The sequence below is a fragment of the Corynebacterium sp. MSK047 genome, from assembly GCF_030232285.1.
Lineage (GTDB): Bacteria > Actinomycetota > Actinomycetes > Mycobacteriales > Mycobacteriaceae > Corynebacterium > Corynebacterium jeikeium_D.
The window spans coordinates 165,065-186,598 of sequence record NZ_JASPJI010000001.1; the positions used below are offsets into that span (position 1 = coordinate 165,065).

The 21,534-nt window shown below is 60.1% G+C and carries 20 protein-coding genes and 1 pseudogene; 20 read left to right on the forward strand and 1 reads right to left on the reverse strand.

Features of this window, described 5'->3' with window-relative positions; all coding sequences use genetic code 11:
- Window positions 1-28: 28 nt before the first annotated feature.
- A complete protein-coding gene (locus tag QP981_RS00655; protein ID WP_005510088.1) occupies window positions 29-502 on the reverse strand; it encodes an inorganic diphosphatase in 474 nt (157 codons plus the stop codon).
- Window positions 503-626: 124 nt separating this feature from the next.
- Between QP981_RS00655 and dacB the strand changes: the two genes are divergently transcribed.
- From dacB to QP981_RS00755, 20 genes and pseudogenes are all read left to right on the forward strand, one after another.
- On the forward strand, window positions 627-2,111 hold the full coding sequence (gene dacB / locus QP981_RS00660; protein WP_284857201.1) for a D-alanyl-D-alanine carboxypeptidase/D-alanyl-D-alanine endopeptidase: 1,485 nt from the start codon (window positions 627-629) through the stop codon (window positions 2,109-2,111).
- Between the two features lie 48 nt (window positions 2,112-2,159).
- On the forward strand, window positions 2,160-3,440 hold the full coding sequence (locus tag QP981_RS00665; protein WP_016421492.1) for an amidase family protein: 1,281 nt from the start codon (window positions 2,160-2,162) through the stop codon (window positions 3,438-3,440).
- Window positions 3,433-4,506, forward strand: coding sequence for a tRNA lysidine(34) synthetase TilS (gene tilS, locus QP981_RS00670; protein WP_284857200.1), 1,074 nt, complete (start codon window positions 3,433-3,435; stop codon window positions 4,504-4,506). The genes QP981_RS00665 and tilS overlap by 8 nt, the downstream gene beginning before the upstream one ends.
- 121 nt (window positions 4,507-4,627) lie before the next feature.
- Window positions 4,628-5,212, forward strand: coding sequence for a hypoxanthine phosphoribosyltransferase (gene hpt, locus QP981_RS00675; RefSeq protein WP_016421490.1), 585 nt, complete (start codon window positions 4,628-4,630; stop codon window positions 5,210-5,212).
- Between the two features lie 269 nt (window positions 5,213-5,481).
- Window positions 5,482-8,160, forward strand: coding sequence for an ATP-dependent zinc metalloprotease FtsH (gene ftsH / locus QP981_RS00680; RefSeq protein WP_284857199.1), 2,679 nt, complete (start codon window positions 5,482-5,484; stop codon window positions 8,158-8,160).
- Between the two features lie 9 nt (window positions 8,161-8,169).
- Window positions 8,170-8,745, forward strand: a complete 576-nt coding sequence (gene folE, locus QP981_RS00685; RefSeq protein ID WP_049181131.1) for a GTP cyclohydrolase I FolE — start codon at window positions 8,170-8,172, stop codon at window positions 8,743-8,745.
- Window positions 8,746-8,831: 86 nt separating this feature from the next.
- Window positions 8,832-9,782, forward strand: a complete 951-nt coding sequence (gene folP, locus QP981_RS00690) for a dihydropteroate synthase (protein WP_187404945.1) — start codon at window positions 8,832-8,834, stop codon at window positions 9,780-9,782.
- 5 nt (window positions 9,783-9,787) lie between these two features.
- Entirely contained in the window at window positions 9,788-10,192 is a 405-nt protein-coding gene (folB, locus tag QP981_RS00695; protein ID WP_005510214.1) for a dihydroneopterin aldolase, read from the forward strand.
- Window positions 10,189-10,701 carry a 2-amino-4-hydroxy-6-hydroxymethyldihydropteridine diphosphokinase gene (gene folK / locus QP981_RS00700; protein ID WP_101687909.1) on the forward strand — a complete coding sequence of 171 codons (513 nt, stop codon included), beginning with the start codon at window positions 10,189-10,191 and terminating at the stop codon, window positions 10,699-10,701. The genes folB and folK overlap by 4 nt, the downstream gene beginning before the upstream one ends.
- Before the next feature lie 2 nt (window positions 10,702-10,703).
- Window positions 10,704-11,210 (forward strand): DUF3180 domain-containing protein, encoded by a 507-nt coding sequence (locus QP981_RS00705; protein ID WP_049190665.1) that lies wholly within the window; start codon window positions 10,704-10,706, stop codon window positions 11,208-11,210.
- Complete coding sequence (locus QP981_RS00710; RefSeq protein WP_284857198.1) at window positions 11,207-12,478, forward strand: DUF6779 domain-containing protein; 1,272 nt, start codon at window positions 11,207-11,209, stop codon at window positions 12,476-12,478. Before QP981_RS00705 ends, QP981_RS00710 begins: the two co-directional genes overlap by 4 nt.
- Before the next feature lie 64 nt (window positions 12,479-12,542).
- Window positions 12,543-13,463 (forward strand): Rossmann-like and DUF2520 domain-containing protein, encoded by a 921-nt coding sequence (locus tag QP981_RS00715; RefSeq protein WP_284857197.1) that lies wholly within the window; start codon window positions 12,543-12,545, stop codon window positions 13,461-13,463.
- Window positions 13,464-13,560: 97 nt separating this feature from the next.
- A pseudogene (gene panC / locus QP981_RS00720) lies at window positions 13,561-14,502 on the forward strand (pantoate--beta-alanine ligase); the annotation flags it as partial.
- A gap of 314 nt (window positions 14,503-14,816) precedes the next feature.
- On the forward strand, window positions 14,817-15,239 hold the full coding sequence (panD, locus tag QP981_RS00725) for an aspartate 1-decarboxylase (protein ID WP_016421480.1): 423 nt from the start codon (window positions 14,817-14,819) through the stop codon (window positions 15,237-15,239).
- A 247-nt stretch (window positions 15,240-15,486) separates the two neighbouring features.
- Window positions 15,487-17,664, forward strand: a complete 2,178-nt coding sequence (locus QP981_RS00730; RefSeq protein WP_070546615.1) for a PhoX family protein — start codon at window positions 15,487-15,489, stop codon at window positions 17,662-17,664.
- Window positions 17,665-17,834: 170 nt separating this feature from the next.
- A complete protein-coding gene (locus tag QP981_RS00735; protein ID WP_168157921.1) occupies window positions 17,835-18,449 on the forward strand; it encodes a DUF4178 domain-containing protein in 615 nt (204 codons plus the stop codon).
- An 11-nt stretch (window positions 18,450-18,460) separates the two neighbouring features.
- Window positions 18,461-19,000 carry a DUF2617 family protein gene (locus tag QP981_RS00740; RefSeq protein WP_284857196.1) on the forward strand — a complete coding sequence of 180 codons (540 nt, stop codon included), beginning with the start codon at window positions 18,461-18,463 and terminating at the stop codon, window positions 18,998-19,000.
- A gap of 4 nt (window positions 19,001-19,004) precedes the next feature.
- Complete coding sequence (locus tag QP981_RS00745; RefSeq protein ID WP_069358987.1) at window positions 19,005-19,469, forward strand: DUF4247 domain-containing protein; 465 nt, start codon at window positions 19,005-19,007, stop codon at window positions 19,467-19,469.
- Window positions 19,470-19,471: 2 nt separating this feature from the next.
- Entirely contained in the window at window positions 19,472-19,993 is a 522-nt protein-coding gene (locus tag QP981_RS00750; protein WP_083229188.1) for a DUF350 domain-containing protein, read from the forward strand.
- Window positions 19,994-21,475: a polyamine aminopropyltransferase gene (locus QP981_RS00755; protein ID WP_284857195.1), complete on the forward strand. Its 1,482-nt coding sequence runs from the start codon at window positions 19,994-19,996 to the stop codon at window positions 21,473-21,475.
- Window positions 21,476-21,534 lie beyond the last annotated feature (59 nt).

A 21,534-nucleotide genomic window follows, 5' to 3' on the forward strand; every position in this document is an offset into this window, starting at 1 on the left:
TGGCTAGCGCAATTCTTACTTGTGGCTCTTACTTGTGGCGCTCGATAGCCTCAGCCAGGATGCGCTCAGCCTCAGCCTTGTCGCCCCAGCCCGAACCGGAAACTTCCTTGCCCGGCTCCAGGTCCTTGTAGTGGACGAAGAAGTGCTCAATCTCGTCCTTGGTGAACTGGGAAACATCGTCGATGTCCTGGTAGTGGTCGAAGCGGACATCATCCAGGACGCACAGCAGCTTGTCGTCGCCGCCGGCCTCGTCGGTCATCTTGAAAACGCCGAGCGGACGAGCCTTGACAATAACGCCCGGGAAAACCGGCTCCGGCAGGATCACGAGAGCGTCCAACGGGTCGCCATCCTCGCCGAGGGTTTCATCGATGAAGCCGTAGTCGGCCGGGTAGGCCATTGGGGTGAACAGGTAGCGGTCGAGGTAGACCTTGCCGGTCTCGTGGTCGACTTCGTACTTGTTGCGCTGACCCTTCGGGATCTCAATAGTGACCTCAACGCTCACGGCGATGACTCCTTATAATCGGTGTACACTTCTCTGACGGCTATCTTATGCGAAACCCGCTCAAAACCGTTTATTTGTGCACCTTAAGTGAGGTTTTGTTTCCAGGAAGAAGGTGTTTGTGACCGTGGGTAGTACCGACTCTGACAGCTCCAAAACCGCCGCTAAGGGCACGCAAAATTCGCCCAGTTCCGTAAAATCCGGCAAATCCAAGAAGTCGCGCGGACTCAAAATCGGCGGTGCCATCGCCGGTGTTCTCGTTATCGCAGCGGGCAGCGGCGTAGCGGTTGTCGTCAATAACAATCGTCAGATTGTTGTCGATGCACCGCCCGCGGTCAGTCATGTCTCTGCTCCTGTGACGGCGGCGCAGTCTTCGCTTGACGACGGCGCTCTGGCTCAAAAAGTCAGCGCCATCATGGACGCTGCTGCGGCCGATCCAGCCTTCGGTGAGCTGCATGGAATTGTCAGCGATGCTTCGACCGGCCAGAAGCTGTGGGGGGTCAATGACACCGCGGTGGCCATGCCGGCGTCCAGCATGAAGATTCTCACTGCGTCTGCCGCACTGTTGGACTTAGGTGAAGATCATCGGGTTTCCACCCGTGTCTCCCGGGTTACGGGGACTAACGACATCGTTTTGCACGGCGGGGGTGACCCCACCTTAAGCAAGGACGGGGAAGGGTTCTTCCAGGACTCGGCTTCAATCGCTGAGTTGGCGAAAAAGATTTCCGTGGTCATTCCGGAGGGGGTCGGCAAGGTTTATCTCGATAACTCTCTATTCACCGAGAGTTTCCACGAGACCTGGGAGCGTGCGGGGCTGGAGGACGGCTACATCGCACCAGTGGAGTCGGTGATGATGGACGCCGGTCGTATCGATTCGACGAATGAAGAATCGCAGCGCAGCGCCACGCCCGCCGCGGATGCCGCTGATGCACTGGCCAAGGCGCTTGGTGCGGAAAACGGAGGCAGCCTGAGGGATGCGGCCAAGGATGGTCAGTCACTGCCTCTGGATCCAGACCCCGTCGCGCTCGTGCAGTCGGCACCGCTGGTTACCCGTGTGCACGAGATGATGAACTATAGCGACAACGTGCTTGCCGAGTCCATTGCCCGTGAGGTGGCTATCTCTCGCGGCCTGCCGCCGACCTTTGAGGGGGCCGCACGTGCCGTGCGTGACACTCTCTCGGAGCACGGTTTTCCTCTCGATGGCGCGGTGCTGTCGGACTCCAGCGGCCTGAGCACGGATAACCGTATTTCTCCGCAGCATCTCTCCGAGGTGCTCAATTCGGCCGCGGGTCCGGTGGAATCGGCCGAGCAGGGGGGATTGGCGGAGTCGCAGGAGTCGTCGGAAAGCACTGCGTTGCGGTTGCGCCCACTGTTGGACAGCCTGCCGGTGGCGGCAGTGTCCGGCACTCTGGCGACGCGCTTTGCTGGTCAGTCCGGGGCGGGCATCGTCCGTGCGAAGACAGGCACGCTGAATAAAGCCTCGGCGTTGGCGGGATATGTGGTGACGAAGTCGGGACAGGTACTGACGTTCGCACTGATTTCCAACGAGGCGAGCCTGTTGCCGGCAAGAGCTGCGTCCGATAAGGCAGCGAGCGCCCTTGCGGATATCTAAACTGAGATTCATTTGTCACTGAAAATAATTTGAGGAGATGAATCCGCAATGGCCTCTCACACTTCCGCGATTAGGAACTTGCCAACCGTTCACGAGATTGCCGCACAGGTTCGCGAGGGAAAGCTAAGCCCGGTGGACAGCGTGCAGCGCAGTCTCGACGCTATCGCCAGACTGGATGGAGGGATTCATGCCTTCCGTGAAGTGTGGACGGATAGGGCTCTGCAGGCTGCCCGGGAACTCGAGCAAAGCGAGAAACTCTCGGAGTTGCCGCTCGCAGGTGTGCCATTCGCGCTGAAGGAAAACACCGCTCTAGAGAACCCGTTTGTCCAGCAGTTGACTAGCGCCGGTGCAATCGCGGTGGGAACTACGGTGAATCCGCAGTTTTGTACGTGGGGGACGACGACGCTGCCGGGACTGGCCGTCGACAATCCGATTCTGCCGGGGCACACTCCGGGTGGGTCCTCCGGTGGATCCGCAGCGGCTGTCGCTGCTGGGATGGTTCCGTTTGCGCAGGGCAACGACGGCATGGGGTCACTGCGCATCCCTGCAGCGTGCTGCGGGCTTTCGACCCTGAAGGCGACCCCGGGAACAATGCCGGGGCGCGTGGGCGGCAATGACTGGTACGGAATGTCTGTCCAAGGGGTGCTCACAGTCAATAACGATGACTTGCGCCTGATCACCAAGATCCTCACAAATGGCATAGTGGATGCGGAGGACCCGGCGAAAACCCTGCCTGAAAACTTCGCAGTCAGCGTGGACACCACTGCGCCCGTATTCGGTTTGAAGGCTGCACCGGAGTACGTCGATGCGGCGCAACAGGCGGCGAGAGTATTCGCGGACAAGGGCTTTGCCGTCTCGGAAAAGAACATGCCGTACCCGCTGAACCCACTGCCGATGCTTGCGCGCTGGACTGCGGGGGTGGCGGATCAGCTTCGCGACGAGCCGCGCCCTGATCACCTGGAGTGGCGCAATCGAGTCCACGCCGGCATTGGTCGCTTGCTGCGTTTCACAATCAATGGCCGCCAAGTGGCACGCGATGGCGCTCGCATCGAGCGTGAGCTACCGGGTGACACCATCTTGATTACCCCGGCTCTGGCCAAGAACCCACCGCGAATCCGCGCGTGGCATCGCATGCCCTGGATTGTGAACCTGCTGTCCAATCTGCGTTTCACTCCCTACGTCTCGACGTGGAATTACCTGGGATTCCCGGCTGGCATCGTTGTGGAACCGACCTCTGGGTTGCCGGTGCAACTGATTGCGCGCCCGACCCAGGAGCGAATTCTGCTTACCGCGATGGAAACCATCGCAAGTGGTGGGCGCGTTGGATAGACCTTTTTGGCCGGACCGCAGCCCTCATTTCCTCATCATTCGGCAAGCTGTCCGCGCGATGGTGCAGCAGGTGGGGCAGGAATTGGGCAGCGGTATTGTCATTGGGCTTTCCGGCGGTGCGGATTCGCTGGCCCTGACCGCCGGGGCCTGTGCGGAAGCTCTCGGGCCCAAGGGTGCGCTGGCCGGCCGCAAAGTCCACGCCGTCGTAGTTGATCATCAGCTTCAGCAGGGCTCTGCAGAAGTTGCCGAGCGCGCCGCCCACATTGCTCGGGGGATGGGGGCTACGGCCGAGGTTATCGCGGTCGATATCAACAACAATTCCGACCGTGGTCCCGAATATGAGGCGCGTTTGGCACGACACGCAGTGCTACGGGAGGTCGCCCAATCTCGAGGTGCGGCGCTGATGCTCGCTCACACCTTGGACGACCAGGCGGAAACAGTTTTGCTGCGGCTGGCCAGGGGAGGCGGTCCGCAGGCGCTGTCCGCCATCCGCGACAACCTCACGTGGTCTGACGGGACTCGGATTCTGCGCCCGCTGCTCGGTGTGCGACGCTCAGATACTCAGCTCTGCTGCGAAGAGCTGGGCTTGAAGGTGTGGCACGACCCGCACAACCATGACGACCATTACGCCCGCGTCCGGGTTCGAAAGACGATTTTGCCGCTGCTGGAGCAGGAGCTGGGTCCGGGAGTTGCGGAAAATCTCGCTAAGACTGCGGCGATTGCAGCAGTCGACAATGACTTTTTGGACGCTCACGCCGAGTCGGCTCTGCATGCGCTGCTGGGGGAGGAAGTGGCGTCGGCAAGCGGGAGCCTGTCTGTGCGAGGGGTGGCTGAGCTTGACGACGCCATCGCGGTGCGCGTCCTCGCGCGTTGGTTGAGGCAGGCGGGTGCGGAGCCCAGTAGTAAACAACTCGACATGGTGATGGCGCTCGTGCACCGCTATCACGGACAGGGCGAAGTGCCGGTGACCCGAGGTCGCGATGGTGCCGACAGAAATGCCAGGTTGGTCGTTGAGCGAAAAGATGGCACTCTACAATTGGTAATGAATCGTCCCGCGGTGCCTTAAGAAGGGTGCCGCAATCCAACTTCCGGCGGCTGAGAACAATCGGTTGCCATAACCCTGAACTTGCACTGGGGCAGTTACGCTCCATCGACACGCCGCCATAGAAGTGCGGAAAGGAAATGCGATGCATGATGTGAAGGATTTCAACGTCCCCGCAAACCCCTACGGCGATGAGGTAGAGGCAGTTCTCATTGGCGAAGAGGAGCTGCATGCTCGCATTGACGAGATGGCGCATCGTGTGAATGAGAAGTACAAGGATGCCGACAGCGATCTGATTCTGGTCGCAGTGCTCAAGGGTGCGGTGTTCTTCCTGACTGACTTCGCTCGTCAGCTCAGCATTCCCAGCCAGATGGAGTTCATGGCGGTTTCCAGTTACGGAAACTCCACCTCGTCGTCAGGCGTGGTGCGTATTTTGAAGGACCTGGATCGCGATATTGAGGGACGCGATGTCGTGATTGTCGAGGACATCATTGACTCCGGCCTGACCCTGTCCTGGTTGATGAAGAACCTGCGCAACCGTAATCCGCGCTCCCTGGAGGTCATTACGCTGTTGCGTAAGCCAGAGGCTGTGCGCACCAGCCTGGATGTTGCGGATGTTGGCTTCGATATTCCGAACGAGTTCGTCATCGGTTACGGTCTGGATTACGCCGAGCGCTACCGCGATTTGCCGTACGTCGGCACGCTTCACCCGCGCGTTTACCAGGGCTAGGTCTGTCTTCGGCGCTTATTGCACAGTGCCGATGCTTGACGACGGGCATTGCGCGCTTACCCTCCCGCAGTTCTAGCTGTCTTCTAGCTATGAAAAGTGGGAGTTGGAAACTTTTTTCGGTTGCGATGCGTTATGCCTACTGTGGGGTCAGGTGCCATGAGCCCTGGCCCCACGTTGTGTCATTGATGTGTCTTCGAGAAGAACTCGTTGATGCGTACAATTAATAAAAGCAACTAATAGATGTAGAGAGCGAAAAGCGAACCCACTGTATGGACAAGAAAAAGGTGTTCCGGTTTGCCACCGTTGCCGGCATCATCCTGATTATCCTCTTTGCTATTACTCAGCTGGCGGATGATTCCCGGGAATACCGCGAGGTGGATACGTCCGTTGCCCTGACCCAGTTGGATAAGGGCAATGTCACGGAAGCTCAGATTGACGATCGTGAACAGCGAATTCGCCTCACCCTGAAGAAGGGCGTGGAGGTCGAGGGTACTGAGGACGTCACGAAGGTGATGACCAAGTACCCAGCGCGTGCGACCGACCAAGTCTTTGACAAGGTCACCGCCGCCAAGGGTATGGAGAAGTTCGATACCAAGGTCACGCAGGATTCCTTCCTGATGTCCACCTTGGGCTTCCTGCTGCCGATGGTGATCTTCTTCTTCGTCATCATGTACTTCTTCAGCCGCATGCAAGGCGGCAAGAACGGCATGTTCGGCTTTGGTGGCAACCGCGCCAAGCTGCTGAACAAGGAGACTCCGACCAATACGTTCGAGGATGTTGCTGGTGCCGATGAGGCCGTCCAGGAGCTCGACGAGATTAGGGATTTCCTGCAGCACCCAGCTCGCTACGAGGAGCTCGGCGCGAAGATTCCGCGTGGTGTTCTGCTCTACGGTCCTCCCGGTACCGGTAAGACCTTGCTGGCCCGCGCCGTCGCTGGTGAGGCAGGAGTGCCTTTCTACACCATCTCGGGTTCGGACTTCGTTGAAATGTTCGTCGGTGTCGGTGCCTCTCGTGTCCGTGACCTGTTTAATCAGGCCAAGGAAAACAGCCCGTGCATTATCTTCATCGACGAAATTGATGCCGTCGGTCGCCAGCGTGGTGCCGGTATGGGCGGCGGCCATGATGAGCGTGAGCAAACCCTGAACCAGCTGCTGGTGGAGATGGATGGTTTTGGTGATCGTCAGGGCGTAATCATCATGGCTGCGACCAACCGTCCGGATATTCTCGACCCGGCGCTGCTGCGTCCGGGCCGTTTTGACCGACAGATTCCGGTGGGTGCGCCAGACCTGAAGGGCCGTGAGGCAATTCTGAAGGTCCACGCCCGGAACAAGCCGCTGGGTCCGGATGCGGATCTGACGTCGCTGGCGAAGCGCACCGCCGGTATGAGCGGTGCTGATCTGCAGAACGTGCTGAATGAAGCTGCGCTGCTGACCGCTCGCGTCAACGGCAACATCATTACTGCGGATGCGCTGGAAGAGGCAGTCGACCGAGTTATCGGCGGTCCGCGCCGTACCTCCAAGGTGATTTCCGAGCAGGAGAAGAAGGTCACCGCCTACCACGAGGGTGGCCACACCCTGGCTGCGTGGGCGCTGAAGGACATTGAGCGTGTTTACAAGGTCACCATCTTGGCTCGCGGTCGCACTGGTGGACATGCGCTGACCGTCCCCGAGGACGACAAGGGCATGTATAACCTGCCAGAGCTCTTTGCCCGTCTGGTCTTCGCCATGGGTGGTCGCGCTGCCGAGGAGCTGGTTTTCGGACTGCCGACTACCGGTGCTTCTGCCGATATTGAGCAGGCCACCAAGATTGCTCGCGCCATGGTGACCGAGTACGGCATGTCGCCGGAGCTCGGCCCGGTGAAGTACGGGGAGGAGCAGGGCGACCCGTTCGTTGGCCGCGGTGGCAGCGGCTCTCTGGACTACTCTCCGGAGGTGGCAGCAACCATTGATCAGCAGGTTCGTTTGCTGATCAATAAGGCTCATGACGAGGCCTACGCCATCTTGAAGGAAAACCGCGACACTCTCGATGTTCTGGCTGAGAAACTGCTGGAGAAGGAGACTCTGCGTCGTCCGGATCTGGAAGTTATCTTCACCGATGTCGTTCCCCGTGAGCGCCTGAACTTCTTCGATAGCGACACTAAGCACCCGGCCGATGGCCTCGAGCCGGTGAAGACACCGGTGGAGTTGGCAATCGAGCGCGGCGAGGAACCGCCGAAGCGTGTCAACATCTTCGCGCCGGTGCGCCGCCGCGAACCAGAGAACCAGGACGCGGGCAACAACGGCAATGGTCAGGGGCCGGCAGGCTCCGCTGGTGCCGGTAATGCTAGTGTCCCGGGTCTGCCGGGCGCCCAGCAGGACCGACCGAATGTTCCGGTTTACGGTGGCACCCCACCGCCGGCTGGTTGGACCGCTCCAGGTTGGCCGCCGAAGGATACCGGCAGCACGCACGGTTCGGCTCCCGCACCGGCACCGGCGCCTGCGCCGACTCCTCGCCCGGAGGGGCAGAGCCAGCCGGGTTCGCAGGATGGCCAGGGCAACGCGCGTGGCCAGCACCCGGGCACTGCTAACTACCCGGCAGGCTCCCCGGACTTCGGCTCGAAGGCAACCGGTATTGGTAGCAACGGTGGCAACGGCCCCGCGAATATCCCTGCCCCTCCGAAGATGCCGTGGGACAGGCAGGGGGGATGTCACCGCCAGGAAAACGCTGGCAGCGATGCCACCCCGACTACGGTGATGCCGTCGGCGGGACAGCAGCAGGAACTGCGCGGATTCCGCCTGCCGGATAACGAGCAGCCGGAACACACAGAACGTTCGGAAAACGCGAAGAACGCCGACAACTCCGATGACAAGGGTGCACAGATGCACGATTCGGATAAAGACGGCGTCGTCAAGCGAAACGAAGACAACAGCGCCTGGCAGGACAAGCCGGACACCAACGAGGAGCGATAAGTACACATCATGGAGCGCGAATTCGATCAGGAGCGAGCCGAGGCTGCGGTTCGTGAACTGTTGATTGCCGTCGGTGAGGATCCCGACAGGGAAGGTCTGAAGGAGACACCGGCGCGAGTGGCGCGAGCCTACCGTGAGGTTTTCGCGGGCCTGTTTGAAGATCCGTCTGAGGTGCTGGCTAAGACCTTCAACGAGGATCACCAGGAACTCGTTTTGGTCAAGGACATCCCGATTTACTCCACCTGTGAGCATCACTTGGTGCCGTTCTTCGGCGTTGCCCACATTGGTTACATTCCGGGCAAGGACGGTCGTGTGACGGGCCTGTCCAAGCTCGCTCGTCTGGTCGATGGCTATGCGAAGCGCCCGCAGGTGCAGGAGCGGCTGACCAGTCAGGTTGCGGATGCCTTGGTGGAGCGGCTGGATCCGGCCTCGGCGATTGTCGTTATTGAAGCGGAGCATCTCTGCATGGCCATGCGCGGTATCCGCAAGCCGGGTGCGCGCACGGTGACATCAGCCGTCCGCGGTGGCTTCAAGACGGATGCCCGTTCGCGCGCAGAGGCAATGGCGCTGATCCGCAAGAGCTAACGCAACAGTTAAATGGTCGATTGGAAAGGCTGGACAACAAGGTGACTGAATCCCCCTTGCAAGCGCAGGCAGGACAGCAGGCGGAGATGGGTGTCGAGAATCAGCTCTGCAAGGTGATGGGCATTGTCAACGTCACCGAGGACAGCTTTTCCGATGGCGGCCTGTACAAGACCTTCGACGCGGCGATTGCCCATGCGCACGAGCTGCTCGCTGAAGGCGCACATATTCTCGACATCGGTGGCGAGTCCACTCGCCCTGGCGCACACCGCGTTTCCGAGGATGCCGAGGATGAGGAAATTGCCCGGGTCGTGCCGGTGGTCCGCGAGCTCGCGGCAGACGGGCACCTGATCAGCGTCGATACAAAGCGCGCAAGTGTCGCAGAGGCAGCAATCGCCGAGGGTGCGGTATTCATCAACGATGTCTCCGGCGGTCTCGCAGACCCCAACATGTACGCAGTCTGCGCCGATGCCGATGTGCCCATCTGTCTGATGCACTGGAAGACCGATCGCTTCGGCTCCGCTTCTGGGCGCGCCGAAACTCACCCGGACGGCATTGTCGCCGATGTCCGTGAGCACCTGCTTCAGCTTGTCGACGGTGCCATGGGCGCCGGAATCGTCGAGGAAAATATTGTCCTCGACCCAGGCCTGGGCTTTGCCAAAAACGCCGATGACAATTGGGCGCTCCTCCACGACCTGCCGGAGCTTATTGACCTCGGTTTCCCCCTGTTGGTCGGTGCTTCCCGCAAGCGTTTCGTCGCCGCCGTTGGCAGTGAGGTACGAGCACCAAAGCAGGCTGATGCCGCGACTACCGCAATTTCCGCGCTGTCCGCAGCGGCGGGCGCATGGGCGGTTCGAGTTCACAATGTGGCCGACAACCTCGACGCAGTGCGTGTGGCGCAGGCATGGAACCTTGGACGTTCACTGACCGGTTACACAGCGGCCGGCGACTATCCGGAAGGTGGGTCTAACCGCGCTGCGCAGCACGACGAGTCGGCTGCGGAATCGCCAGCCGAGTCGACTCTGGAAGGAGACGCGTAAACACAGTGGCTGATCGCATTGAACTCAAAGGTCTGAAAGCCCACGGCTACCACGGTTGTCTCGACTTCGAGCGCCGGGATGGTCAGGACTTCATCTGTGATGTCACCCTGTGGCTGGATTTCTCCGGTGCCGCTGCCAGCGACGAGCTGGACGACACGGTCAACTACGCCGACATTGCAGCCACAGCGCACGGAATTTTAACCGGCACCCCTCGCAACCTCATCGAAACAGTCGCGACCGAGATCGCCGAAGCAGTGCTTGCCGACGACGACGCCCGCGCCGAACGCGGATTGTCCCCACTGTTGCATGCGGTGGAAGTAACCATTCACAAACCGCATGCGCCCATTCCGCTCGACTTTGATGACGCTGCGGTAACAGCCCGCCGTTCGCGGAAGAAGCGGTTGGCATGATTCGCGCCGTTCTTTCTATCGGCGCGAACATGGACCGCGCGCGAGAAAACCTAACTGGTGTGCGGGCCTTCTTCGCCGATGAATTGGTCGCAGCCTCAAAAATTTATGCCACCCCACCTTGGGGTGGGGTAGAGCAGGGTGACTTCCTCAATGCCGTGCTCATTGTCGATACGTCCCGGACACCAATGGAGCTGCTGGAAGCTGGTTGGAAACTGGAAAATGACGCTGGTCGAGTGCGCGAAATTCACTGGGGACCACGGGCGCTCGACGTGGACATTGTGCAGGTCACTGACAAGGACACCGGCGAGGAGATCATCTCTGACGATTCGACTCTGACCCTGCCGCATCCGTGGGCAACCGAGCGTGCCTTTGTACTGGTGCCGTGGCTCGATGCCGACCCGGATGCCGAATTGGGGGGAGTTCGGGTCGCGGCACTCGTCGATAAGCTGGCACCTGAAGACGTAAACGCAGTGCGTCTAGCAGACAGCGCGGATGGAGAAGAGGCCTAGAGATGAAACCGACCTCACCGATTACGTTGGCTGCATCTGCGCTGGTTCTCGCACTGGCGTCATGGATGATCGTGGCACAGTTTTTCGGTGCGCTCGGGCCACGAAGTTGGTGGGACCTGGGGTTTCCCTGGTTGCTCACAGCTGTCTGTGTGGCGGCAGCGCGGTGGATTAAGTCGGTGCTGAAAGAGGGGAAGGTCGGGCAGGATCGCAGCCAGGTGCAGCCGTTAACGTTGTCGCGATGGCTGGTGGTCGGTACGGCATCCGCATGGTTGGGGGCGATTCTCGGAGGTTTGTACGCCGGTGGCGTGCTGTGGGCTTTGCCGAAGTGGACGGAGCTTGCGGCTGCACAGGCCGACGGGCCGATCATGATTGTCGGCACAGTATCCGGCATTTTGCTCGCTGCGGCGGGGCTGTGGCTGGAAAAAGTTTGCCAATTGCCAACTGATGGCGAAAATTCTTCGCCTCCTAGCGGGGAAATGGGAACTAACTCGGTAGGGTGGGAGTTATGACTGACCTCTCCAACGCCGGTAATGACCCGAAGCGCTCGGGTGATGCCGCATATTTTCAGGGCGACGCGGCAGCTACTTCGTCGGATATGGCCGAGTCTCCGTCTCCGTCGCCTTCTTCGGCTTTCGAAAGCTACTCCGCTGGGGCTAACTCCGGGGCTGATGCGGCATATGCAGATGAGCAGAGCAATGATGTGACGAAATTCAGTTCTACCGATGGTATGACGGAGAAAACCGCCGTCATTCTCATGGTTGTGCTGCTGGTGCTCGCGGTGATTGCCAGTATCGTCATGCTCTTTGCCTCCTCTGCCGGGTGGATGAAGGTCGCCGTGCTGCTGGCGTTGTGGTCGGCAGTTATCGGGGCTGTGCTGGTGACTCGATACCGCAAGACCATTGCGCTGGAGCGCAAGCGGTTGGAGACAATCGAGGAACTGCACAAGGTGGAGCTTGACCGCGAGCTGGCTACTCACCGTGAGCAGGAGCTGATTCTCGAGCAGAACTACCTGGACTCGCTTGAGGGTAACAACGATGACAACATTGCGGCGCTGCGCGCTGAGGTCTTTGCACTGCGTGCCCAGCTTGCTGAGTTCATGGGGGAGGATTTCGACGACGAGCAGGTTGCTCTTCGCGCCCAGGCCGAGCGTCTGCGTGAGCTCGACTCGCCACAGCAGGCCTCGCCGATGAAGGATCCGACCGGTCACGACCGGCCGACACCACGCGCGACTTCCCACCGCGCTGAGATGACCGCTAACGGCACTGTTGGCGTTCATACCCAGCACGGCGGCACGGGCTCCGCTTCCTCCGCTTCGCCGGTTGAAGACGCCGAGGCTACCGACATGCGCCGTACATTCTCGCCGTCTGGCCAGCCGGTTGACGTCCACGAAGTCGCCGATTCCAAGGATGACGAAGCCGTTTCCAAGGAGAAGTTCTCCACTAACTCTTTCCGCGCCATCAACTGGCAGGAAACCCCGGCCGAGGACGCCGCAGAGGATGATTCTCAGGGCGGTGCTCACGAGGCACACGGTGCACGGCACCCATTCGCTGCGCCGGAATCGGACGACGCCTCGGACTCTCCGACTCGCCAGCTGCAGGCCATTCGCGATGAGGACCTCGCAGAAGAGCCAGCTCAGAAACCGGCTCAGGCTCCTGAGCAGGAGCCTGCAAGCCACGGTCGGCGCCGTGCTGAGGACAACAAGGGCAGCCTGACGGTTGCCGAGCTGATGGCGCAGATGCGCAAGAAGAGGGAGCAGCGCGAGGACGAACAGGCCTAGTCGCTTACCGAGTGTGCGCGGCCTACTCACCGCACATAGCTGGTTTGGTCTAACCTAGTCAGTCATGACGCAAAGCCAGCATGAATCCCATCCCCATCGGACAACCGCTCCGCGGTTGGCGGTGGGGATTATTTCTGCCGGAAAAGTCGGGGTCGCGCTCGGCCAGGCGTTAGAGCGCTGTGGGCATCGTGTCACTCACGTGGTCGCGCGCTCACCAGAATCTGTCACACGAGCGCATCTACGTCTCCCGAACGCACAGGTTAGTAGCATTGCCGACACAGCTTCCACCTGCGAGCTCATCGTCATCGCCGTGCCGGATCGCGCCATCGCAGAGGTCGCCGAGGAAGTCGCCCGCCATGTCGGCCCCGGACGCATCGTCATGCATACTTCTGGTTCCCTCGGGCGTGCCGTGCTCGATCCGGTCGCACTCACCGGCGCGCTGACCATCGCCGCCCATCCCGCAATGACATTCGCAGGGCTTGACGACGACTCCGAGCTCCTGATCGGCTGCCCATGGGGCATCACTGTTGGGGATGAGCTCGCGAAAACAGTCAGTGAACTGCTCATTGGTGAACTCGGCGGTCGTCCGGTGTTCATCAACGAACGTCACCGCGGTCTCTATCACGCGGCTATGGCCCATGGCTCAAACGGTCTGGGCGCAGTTGTGGTCGATGCAGTAGAAATGCTGGCAACCACTATCGGCGGAGACACCGCAGCCGAAGACACCGACCTAGCTGAGCTACGTCGAGGCCAGGCCGCCGAGCTGCTCCGCCCACTGCTGGAAGCTTCATTGGACAATGCCTTGAGGTGGGGTTCCCGGGGGCTGACTGGCCCGGTGACGCGGGACGACCTTGGGACCGTCGTCAAGCACGAACGTGAAATTGAAGCGGTGGCACCGGAAATGGGAACCGCCTACCTGGCCCTTGCCGAGCGCATCGCCGAGCTGCGCGGCGCCAACGAGGTTTTGCGGTACCTACGCCGATGAGCTGAGCGGACTGGCTGTTCTGGTCATCCGGGATGTGGCGTAAGGTATTGCCGTCGGGCGAAAAGTTTGGTCCGGTAGATCTGAACGCGGAGGAAACATGACGGGTTATACCGCCGGAGAGACAACTGTTCACAAGACTATTGCGGGAATCGCGCAGGTCACCCGTGCGTTGCGGAAGACCGGGCGGCCGGTGGTGCTCGTACCTACGATGGGTGCGCTACACCAGGGGCACCTTGAACTAGTACAGGCCGCGAAGACGCTGCCGCGCGCTGTTGTGGTGGTGTCGATTTTCGTCAATCCTCTGCAGTTCGGTGAGGGGGAGGACTTTGACGCCTACCCGCGGACTCTGGAGGAAGACGTTGAGAAGCTCCGCGCTGTCGGTGCTGAGCTGGTCTTTGCGCCGAACGCGAAGGAGATGTACCCCAACGGTTTCCGCACGACGGTGCAGCCGGGGCCGCTGGCTTCGGAGCTCGAAGGTGCTACTCGCCCGGGGCACTTTGCCGGTGCGTTGACGGTGGTCAACAAGCTTTTCAACATCACCAACTGCACTGATGCCGTTTTTGGTGAGAAGGACTACCAGCAGCTGTGCCTGATGCAGCAGATGGTCACTGACCTGAATATGCCGGTGCAGTTGCACGGTGTACCGGTGATTCGCGAGGCCGACGGGTTGGCTATGAGCTCCCGCAACCGCTATCTGTCCGAGGAGCAGCGCAATCTCGCAGTAACCCTGTCCGCTGCGCTGACTGCCGGTGCTTTTGTCGCGGACCGTGGTGCGGATGCTGTGCTGGAAACCGCGCGTGGTGTGCTCGCCAGCCAGCCTGAAGTCGAGTTGGATTACTTGGAGCTGCGTGACGCTGCGCTCGCCCCGCTTTCCGACGAGGCGTTGCGCGGCGACGGCCAGGAGACTGAAGCTCGCCTGCTGGTTGCTGCGAAGGTCGGCACTACTCGTCTCATTGATAATGTTGGCTTGATTCTTGGTGCGCCGCGCCCGGATTCGGCAAACGGTTTCGGTCAGCTCGGCCAGAAGGACGCCGAAATTGCGTCGGCGGCTCTGTCGGCTGCGGGGCTGGACGGCGAGCTGACTGAGGAAGAGGCCGCTGAGTTGGCTGAGCTGCAGGAAAAGGTTCGTGCTGCTCGAGATGCTCGTCTGAAAGATGAGTCCAGCAGAGAAACTCTGAAGAACGCTGGCTTTGGCGTTGAGCAGGACAGCGAGTAGGACGGCTTTTAGAAGTAGTTTCTCGTGGCTGGGAAGTTGTCGTATTATAGTGTGCCGACTAATAACCTGCCACGCTAAGGGGTGCCGCGGTAGGCAAGCATCCAGGGGACAAATCCAGGAAGGGACCTACCTTTTTCATGTTTCGCACTATGTTGAAGTCCAAGATTCACCGCGCCACGGTGACTCAGGCTGATCTTCACTACGTTGGATCGTGCACGATTGACGCTGATTTGATGGAAGCGGCCGACCTGCTTGAAGGTGAAGCCGTCGACATCGTCGATATCAATAATGGCAACCGGCTTACTACTTACTGCATTACCGGAGAGCGCGGCTCGGGCATCATTTCTATCAATGGTGCCGCCGCTCGTCTGATATCGCCGGGTGATCTGGTTATTATCATCGGCTACGGAATGATGGATGACGCTGAGGCGCGTACGTACAAGCCGAATGTCATCTTCGTCGATGAGGACAACAAGATTCTGGAAAGTGGCAATGACCCGGCGGATGTGCCGGAGGGTTCTGATTTGAAGAATCCGCGTAGCCCGGAGAACCAGGGCTAGTCCACGTAGCCCGCAGAGCTGGGGCTCGACTGCGTAGTTGGAGTGAAGAGTCGAGCCGGAGAACCACAACACCAGGGTGTTCACTTTGCGTTAAAGCGCAAGTCATTAGACCGTCAGCTAAAGCTCATTGGCGAGTTGATTTTTAGAAACCGAAAGGTAACGCAACGTCCTTAGCTTCTTAGAGGATCTAAAAGTTTTAGTTTTCCATTTCCTCACCTAGTCGAAGCTATACAAAGGCGGTCTCCCCGTGGTTCGTATTGGCAAGAATCTGCTGACAAATCCTTTTGCTACCTCTCGCAGCTCTCTGACCTGCACTTACAAGTGTGGTAATGCCTGTGCTGACGATGCTCCGAACGAGTTCTCGGACAACCAGTACTTCGGTGATGTTGCGAAGGAGGCGTTCTCCCAGCGCGCATTCTCCCGTCGCGCGGCACTGAAGGTCACTGGTGCTAGTGCTCTTGCGGTCGGCGGTGGCGCCGTGCTGGCCGCTTGCTCCTCTGATGATTCGGGCAGCGCCGCAGGTGGCTCCGACGCCTCCGGTACCGCTGCTGCCGGTGACGGTAGCAAGGGCGAATCGCCGGAGGGTATGCGTTTCGACGCCGTCAAGCCGAACACGGAAGACGCAGTCGTTATCCCGGACGGCTACGAGCAGAATGTTCTGATTCGCTGGGGCGACCCAATCCACGAGGGTGGCCCGGAGTTCGACTTTGACAAGCAGACTCCGGAAAACCAGCTGAAGCAGTTCGGCTTCAACAATGACTTCGCTGGCCTGATTAAGGCTGAAGACGGCACACTGCTGTACGTTTGCTCGCACGAGTACACCACCGAGCCGATGATGTTCCGTGCCTACAAGAAAGAAGATGCCACTAAGGAGCAGGTCGACATCGGACTGGCTGCCCACGGCCAGACCATCCTTGCTGTGGAAGAGGATGACAAGGGATTCCTGAAGCCAATTCTCAGCGACAAGCGTAACCGTCGCATCACTGGCTTCACCGAATTCACAGTTGACGGCCCGGCTGCTGGTCACGATCTGCTGAAGACCAAGGCTGACCCGACCGGTATGAAGGTCGAGGGAACTTTGAACAACTGCTCCGGTGGTGTTACTCCGTGGGGTACCTATCTGTCCGGTGAGGAGAACGTTGACCAGTACTTCGGCAACGTTGGCAAGCTCAAGGACGAGGACGCAGTTAAGAAGCTCAAGCGCTACTCGGTCAAGAATGAAGAGCTGTCCGACCGCGCGTGGGAGAAGTACTACGACCGCTTCGATGTCTCCAAGGAGCCGAACGAGCCGAACCGCTTCTTCTGGCTGGTAGAGATTGACCCATCTGACCCGAACTCCACCCCGGTCAAGCACACCGCAGTGGGCCGTTTCAAGCATGAAGCCGGTCAGATTTACGTCACCGACGACGGCACGGTTGTGTGCTACTCCGGCGACGACGAGCGTTTCGAGTACATCTACAAGTTCGTCTCCTCCCGCAAGATTAAGGAAGGGGACCTCAAGCACAACATGGGCATTCTGTCCGAGGGCACGCTCTACGTCGGTAAGTTCAACGGTAATTCCGAGTCCGAGATTGACGGCTCCGGTGAGCTGCCGAAGGACGGCCGTTTCGACGGTGACATTGAGTGGCTTCCGCTGATGACCGCCAAGGCAGACGGCAAGCACGAGTCCCACGTTGATGGCATGACCGCCGAAGAGGTCTGCATCTACACCCGCATCGCCGGTGACAAGGTCGGTGCGACCCGTATGGATCGCCCGGAGGATATCGAGCCGTCTCCGAAGACCGGTAAGGTCTACGCGGCGCTGACCAACAACAAGTACCGCGGTAAGGCTGGCGCGAAGGACGACAAGGGCAAGGAACGCAAGGATGGTGCAGGGCGCCCGCTTGCCGACGCCGTCGAGGTCGCACCAATCACCGAGAACAAGAATGGCCTTGTTCTGGAGATGGAAGATGACCACGCCGGTACCAAGGGCAAGTGGAACCTCCTGCTGGTCTGTGGTGACCCGAACGAGGCTTACACCTACTTCGGTGGCTTCGACAAGGAATCGGTCTCGCCAATTTCCTGCCCGGACAACGTCGCCTTTGACGAGTACGGCAACCTGTGGGTTTCCACCGACGGCAACGCCCTGGACTCCAACGACGGCCTTTTCGCCGTTGCCGTCGAAGGCGAGCGTCGTGGTGAAACCAAGTGCTTCCTGACTGTTCCGGTTGCTGCAGAGACCTGTGGTCCGCAGATCTTCTCCAACCGCGTGATGGTCAACGTCCAGCACCCGGGCGAAATCGAGACGGATCAGGGTCATCCAGTCGGCGACAACCCGGACCCGACCACCAACCCGACCTCGCACTGGCCGGACGGCGGCAAGGAGCAGCCACGCCCGGCCGTCGTTCAGGTTGTACGCACTGATGGCAAGAAGATTGGTGTGTAGGTTGCCCTTGGCAAGGAGCTAAGCAGAAACGCGCGGATTAGCGCGTAGACCTATCGCGGCGCGTCTCGAACGAAAATAATGTTCGACGGCGCGCCGCGACTGTATTCGGTAGAAAGTTAGTAATCGGGCGTTTACTTAGCGCCACCACACTATCGATGGGATTAATCCTAGTGAACAGCATTGTCATAATCGGCATCATCCTCGTTGTCATCGGGGTCATCGTCGTTGTTGTAGCGCGTCGGAATACTCAGGTTCCGGGTTCTGATCGGGAGCGCTTCGTCGACCCGCTGATGACTGATGAGTACCGTAAGTACGGTCCAACCTCTGTCGCGCCGGGCGCAATCCTGAATTACGGTGGTGCCTCCCATGTTGTGCGCGGATCCCTTGAGCTCTCTCAGGGGCCGTTCCGCTGGTGGGAACATCTCGTCGATGGTGGGGCGGATGGTTCTTGGTTTGGCGTTGAGGAAGATGAAGGTGAAGTCATCCTCACCTGGTGGCGCAAGCTTCCAGGTAGCTTCGAACCAACTAATCCCATCGTTGTCGACGGTGTGGAGTACTGGGAGGAGGAGCGGGGAACCGCCCGCTACACCGCGATTGGCACCACCGGGCTGCCGCCGGAGGGGGCTACAGACTTCGTCGACTACAAATCCGGTGACGGTCGCTTGCTCGGACTGGAACGCTACGGTGACTCGATGTGGGAAGCGTCCACCGGTATTAGGATTCTCCCCGGTGAGATTGATGTCATGGCAGCGCCGGACCATAATCCGGACGCGGACAATCGCTAGTGGCGGTCGCTATGTCGCTGGCAATTCTAGATGTGCCGTTCAAAGACACTGCTGCGGAGCAACTCCGCATTGCTTTTGACGGCCAAGTCCCGGACACCCTCTGCGAGGCGGTTATCTCTCACCCCGACGGCACAACATCGCCGCTGACGCTCGGAGTCCTCGGAGCGTCGCATGTGGTTTTCGTCGGTAAGCGGGAGAACCCGTGCTTTACCGAGGAGATTTCCTGTACCGCGGCACACGGCGTGCCCCTGAGTGAGGCGGGAGTGATGGTGAAAGCTCGTGTGGAGAACCTCTCGCCAGAAGCCTTCGTTCAGCGCGCAGATGCTTTACGTCGCGAGTTCGGTACAGGGCATCCTCATTCGGTTGTCGCGGAGTTCCCCGGTTCGCCCGGCGCGCTGACTGTGTTGGCTGCAGAGCCGATTGAGCAGGGGTATCGCTGGGATACGTGGCACGGCTACCCGCCGGGGCAGCTCGTGTGGACGTCGAATACTTGGACTGCCGTCGCTGGTAACCATGGGGCCGAGGCAGACCGCGTAAAGGGAGGTTCCTGAGTCTATGGGACGCGGAAGTATTGGTTACGCACTGATCGTTGTCGGCATTGTGGTCACTCTGGCCGGTTTCTTCGTCGGCGGGAAATCTGCGGAAGAGAGGATTAGCGAGCGCTATCAGTCCGCGCCCGGCGCAGCATCTGCGACGCAGGTCAGCAGCGGAATTGATCGACGTTGGACCTGTGGCGACCGCGACCCCATTGAGGTGGGGCGTGAGCTGAAAGAAGAGATTAAGCCACAGGCTTACAACGAAGATGGCGGGGCAGCGTACCTGAGGACGAAGAAGCACCTGTTCATCGTTTCGCGTCAGACCCCTGAGGCAGGGTCAAAGGACACGTGCCTGATAACCAGAGAATCACTTAGTGGCCGCTATTCGGGTGGGCACTTCATCTATCTCGGCCCCGGTTTCGGTCCCTCCGCCCCCTCCGGCGGTTCGGGTGGATCGGCCGGATCATTCGGAGGAGCGAAATAAACATGGGACCAGTAACGTACATGGACACCACCGGGACGGCTATCCTCACGGCGCAGTCGGAGACATCGGAGCCAGCGCAGTCGGTCGTGGCCTCAACTGTGGGCGAGCATCTGGCCGTCGGAGTGCCGGCCACCGTCGGTTACTTCCTTGCGGGTGCCCTAGTGCTCGTAGTTGGATTCATTGTCCTTGATCTGATTACTCCTGGGAAACTGCGCGACCTGGTGTTTCTCGAAAACCGTGCGGGCGCCGCGATGATAGCGGGCTCACAGCAGATTGCGCTGGCCTGCATTGTCGTTTCGGTAATCCGCGCATCCGACGACGCTCTGATGATTGGCCTGGGGGAGACCCTCGTTTACGGTGCACTCGGCATTGTGTTGCAGGCAGCATCGCTGCTGGTGCTGGAAGCTCTGATTCCGGGGCGCTTCCGCGATGTCGTAATGGACGCGAAGGTACGCCCCCGAGCGATTTTGGCTGCGACCACCTTCATTGTTATCGGTGTGATTAACGCGGTGGCGCTGTCATAGATGGAGACCACCACGACTTCCCGGCGCTGGCGGGCTCTCCTGCTGGGCTCTGTGGCGGCCTGTGCTGCTTGCGGCCTGGTCTATGAGCTGGCACTACTGGCGCTGTCGGCTTCTCTTGGCCGCGGCGACGTCGTTGCGAATTCCCTGATTGTGGCCGGTTATGTCGCAGCGCTGGGTTTTGGCGCCGTGGCGGCGAAGCCGTTTGTGCGCCGTGCCGCGGTGTCTTTCCTCGGTATCGAGTGTGCTTTGGGTTTGCTCGGCGGTGTGTCCGCAACCGCTCTGTACTGGGTATTTTCGGTTACAGGTGAGAGCCTCGGAGCATTAGTCGCCGCCACTTTCATAATCGGAACGCTGGTTGGTGCCGAGGTGCCGTTACTCATGACACTTCTGCAGACCGGCCGGACGTCCTCCGCCGAGGACACCGGTCGCGTGCTGGCGAATCTCAACGCTGCGGACTACTTCGGAGCCTTGGTCGGCGGTTTAATCTGGCCATTTGTGCTCCTGCCTACGGTGGGCATGCTGAAGGCCACTGCCATCGCTGGACTGATCAATGTCACCGCGGCATTGATAATCGCCGCGCTGCTACTGAAGCAGATGTTGACCCGCCGGGCACTGGTCGCATCTGTCGCCGCCCTCGTCGCGGCACTTGTTGGGTTGGTAGCGTTACTGGCCGGAATCCGGGACATCGAGGCGACCGCCCGGCAGTCGCTCTACGCCCAGCCCATTGTTTTCGCCAAGCACTCGAAGTATCAGGACATCGTCGTCACTCGATTTGGCGGGGACCGGCGGCTTTATCTCGACGGGGGATTGCAGTACTCCAGTCGTGACGAGTACCGCTACACCGAGTCGCTGGTCTACCCGGCGGTGGGTAAAGAAACGAAGTCGGCGTTGATCCTCGGCGGAGGCGATGGGTTGGCTGCCCGGGAGCTGCTGCGGATGCCCAACATCGAGCGCATTGTTCAGGTCGATTTGGATCCGGACGTCATCGAGGTCGCCCGCACTGTGCTGCGGGAAGATAACCGTGGCAGCCTGGACAATCCCCGAGTGGAGAAGATTGCTGCGGATGCTTTCGCATGGCTCCACGAGCAGGCACGTGGTAAGGCGCAGGTGCAGAAGTTCGACGCCATCTATGCAGACCTTCCCGATCCCGACAACGCAGTGCTGGCCAAGCTCTACTCTCAGGAGTTCTACGGGTTGATCCGCACGGTGGCCGCGCCGGGCGCAAAGCTGGTGGTGCAGTCGGGTTCGCCGTTTTCGACGCCGCAGGCCTTCTGGCGCACCGACAGTTCGATTCGCGCCGCAGGCTGGTCGACCACTCCGTACCACGTGCATGTTCCCACCTTCGGGGACTGGGGGTTTGTACTCGCGCAGGCCGAGCCTGAGCCTCCTACGCTCGAGCTTTACGACGACGCCCCGCCGCTGAAATTCCTCACTCCTGACGTGGCCCGGGCTGCGACCGTGTTCGGAGTTGTCAGTGGGTGAATGCGCCACCTCGACTTGGAGGTTGTTGTGGCTGGTCGTTGGACTCCGAAAGATGTGAA

What these genes read in the sequence shown, in the direction of transcription:
- QP981_RS00665 (WP_016421492.1), top strand. Translation starts at nt 2,160, where the DNA reads ATGGCCTCTCACACTTCCGCGATTAGGAACTTGCCAACCGTTCACGAG.
- hpt (WP_016421490.1), top strand. Translation starts at nt 4,628, where the DNA reads ATGCATGATGTGAAGGATTTCAACGTCCCCGCAAACCCCTACGGCGAT.
- ftsH (WP_284857199.1), top strand. Translation starts at nt 5,482, where the DNA reads ATGGACAAGAAAAAGGTGTTCCGGTTTGCCACCGTTGCCGGCATCATC.
- folE (WP_049181131.1), top strand. Translation starts at nt 8,170, where the DNA reads ATGGAGCGCGAATTCGATCAGGAGCGAGCCGAGGCTGCGGTTCGTGAA.
- folP (WP_187404945.1), top strand. Translation starts at nt 8,832, where the DNA reads ATGGGTGTCGAGAATCAGCTCTGCAAGGTGATGGGCATTGTCAACGTC.
- folK (WP_101687909.1), top strand. Translation starts at nt 10,189, where the DNA reads ATGATTCGCGCCGTTCTTTCTATCGGCGCGAACATGGACCGCGCGCGA.
- QP981_RS00705 (WP_049190665.1), top strand. Translation starts at nt 10,704, where the DNA reads ATGAAACCGACCTCACCGATTACGTTGGCTGCATCTGCGCTGGTTCTC.
- QP981_RS00710 (WP_284857198.1), top strand. Translation starts at nt 11,207, where the DNA reads ATGACTGACCTCTCCAACGCCGGTAATGACCCGAAGCGCTCGGGTGAT.
- QP981_RS00715 (WP_284857197.1), top strand. Translation starts at nt 12,543, where the DNA reads ATGACGCAAAGCCAGCATGAATCCCATCCCCATCGGACAACCGCTCCG.
- panD (WP_016421480.1), top strand. Translation starts at nt 14,817, where the DNA reads ATGTTTCGCACTATGTTGAAGTCCAAGATTCACCGCGCCACGGTGACT.
- QP981_RS00740 (WP_284857196.1), top strand. Translation starts at nt 18,461, where the DNA reads ATGTCGCTGGCAATTCTAGATGTGCCGTTCAAAGACACTGCTGCGGAG.
- QP981_RS00745 (WP_069358987.1), top strand. Translation starts at nt 19,005, where the DNA reads ATGGGACGCGGAAGTATTGGTTACGCACTGATCGTTGTCGGCATTGTG.
- QP981_RS00750 (WP_083229188.1), top strand. Translation starts at nt 19,472, where the DNA reads ATGGGACCAGTAACGTACATGGACACCACCGGGACGGCTATCCTCACG.
- QP981_RS00755 (WP_284857195.1), top strand. Translation starts at nt 19,994, where the DNA reads ATGGAGACCACCACGACTTCCCGGCGCTGGCGGGCTCTCCTGCTGGGC.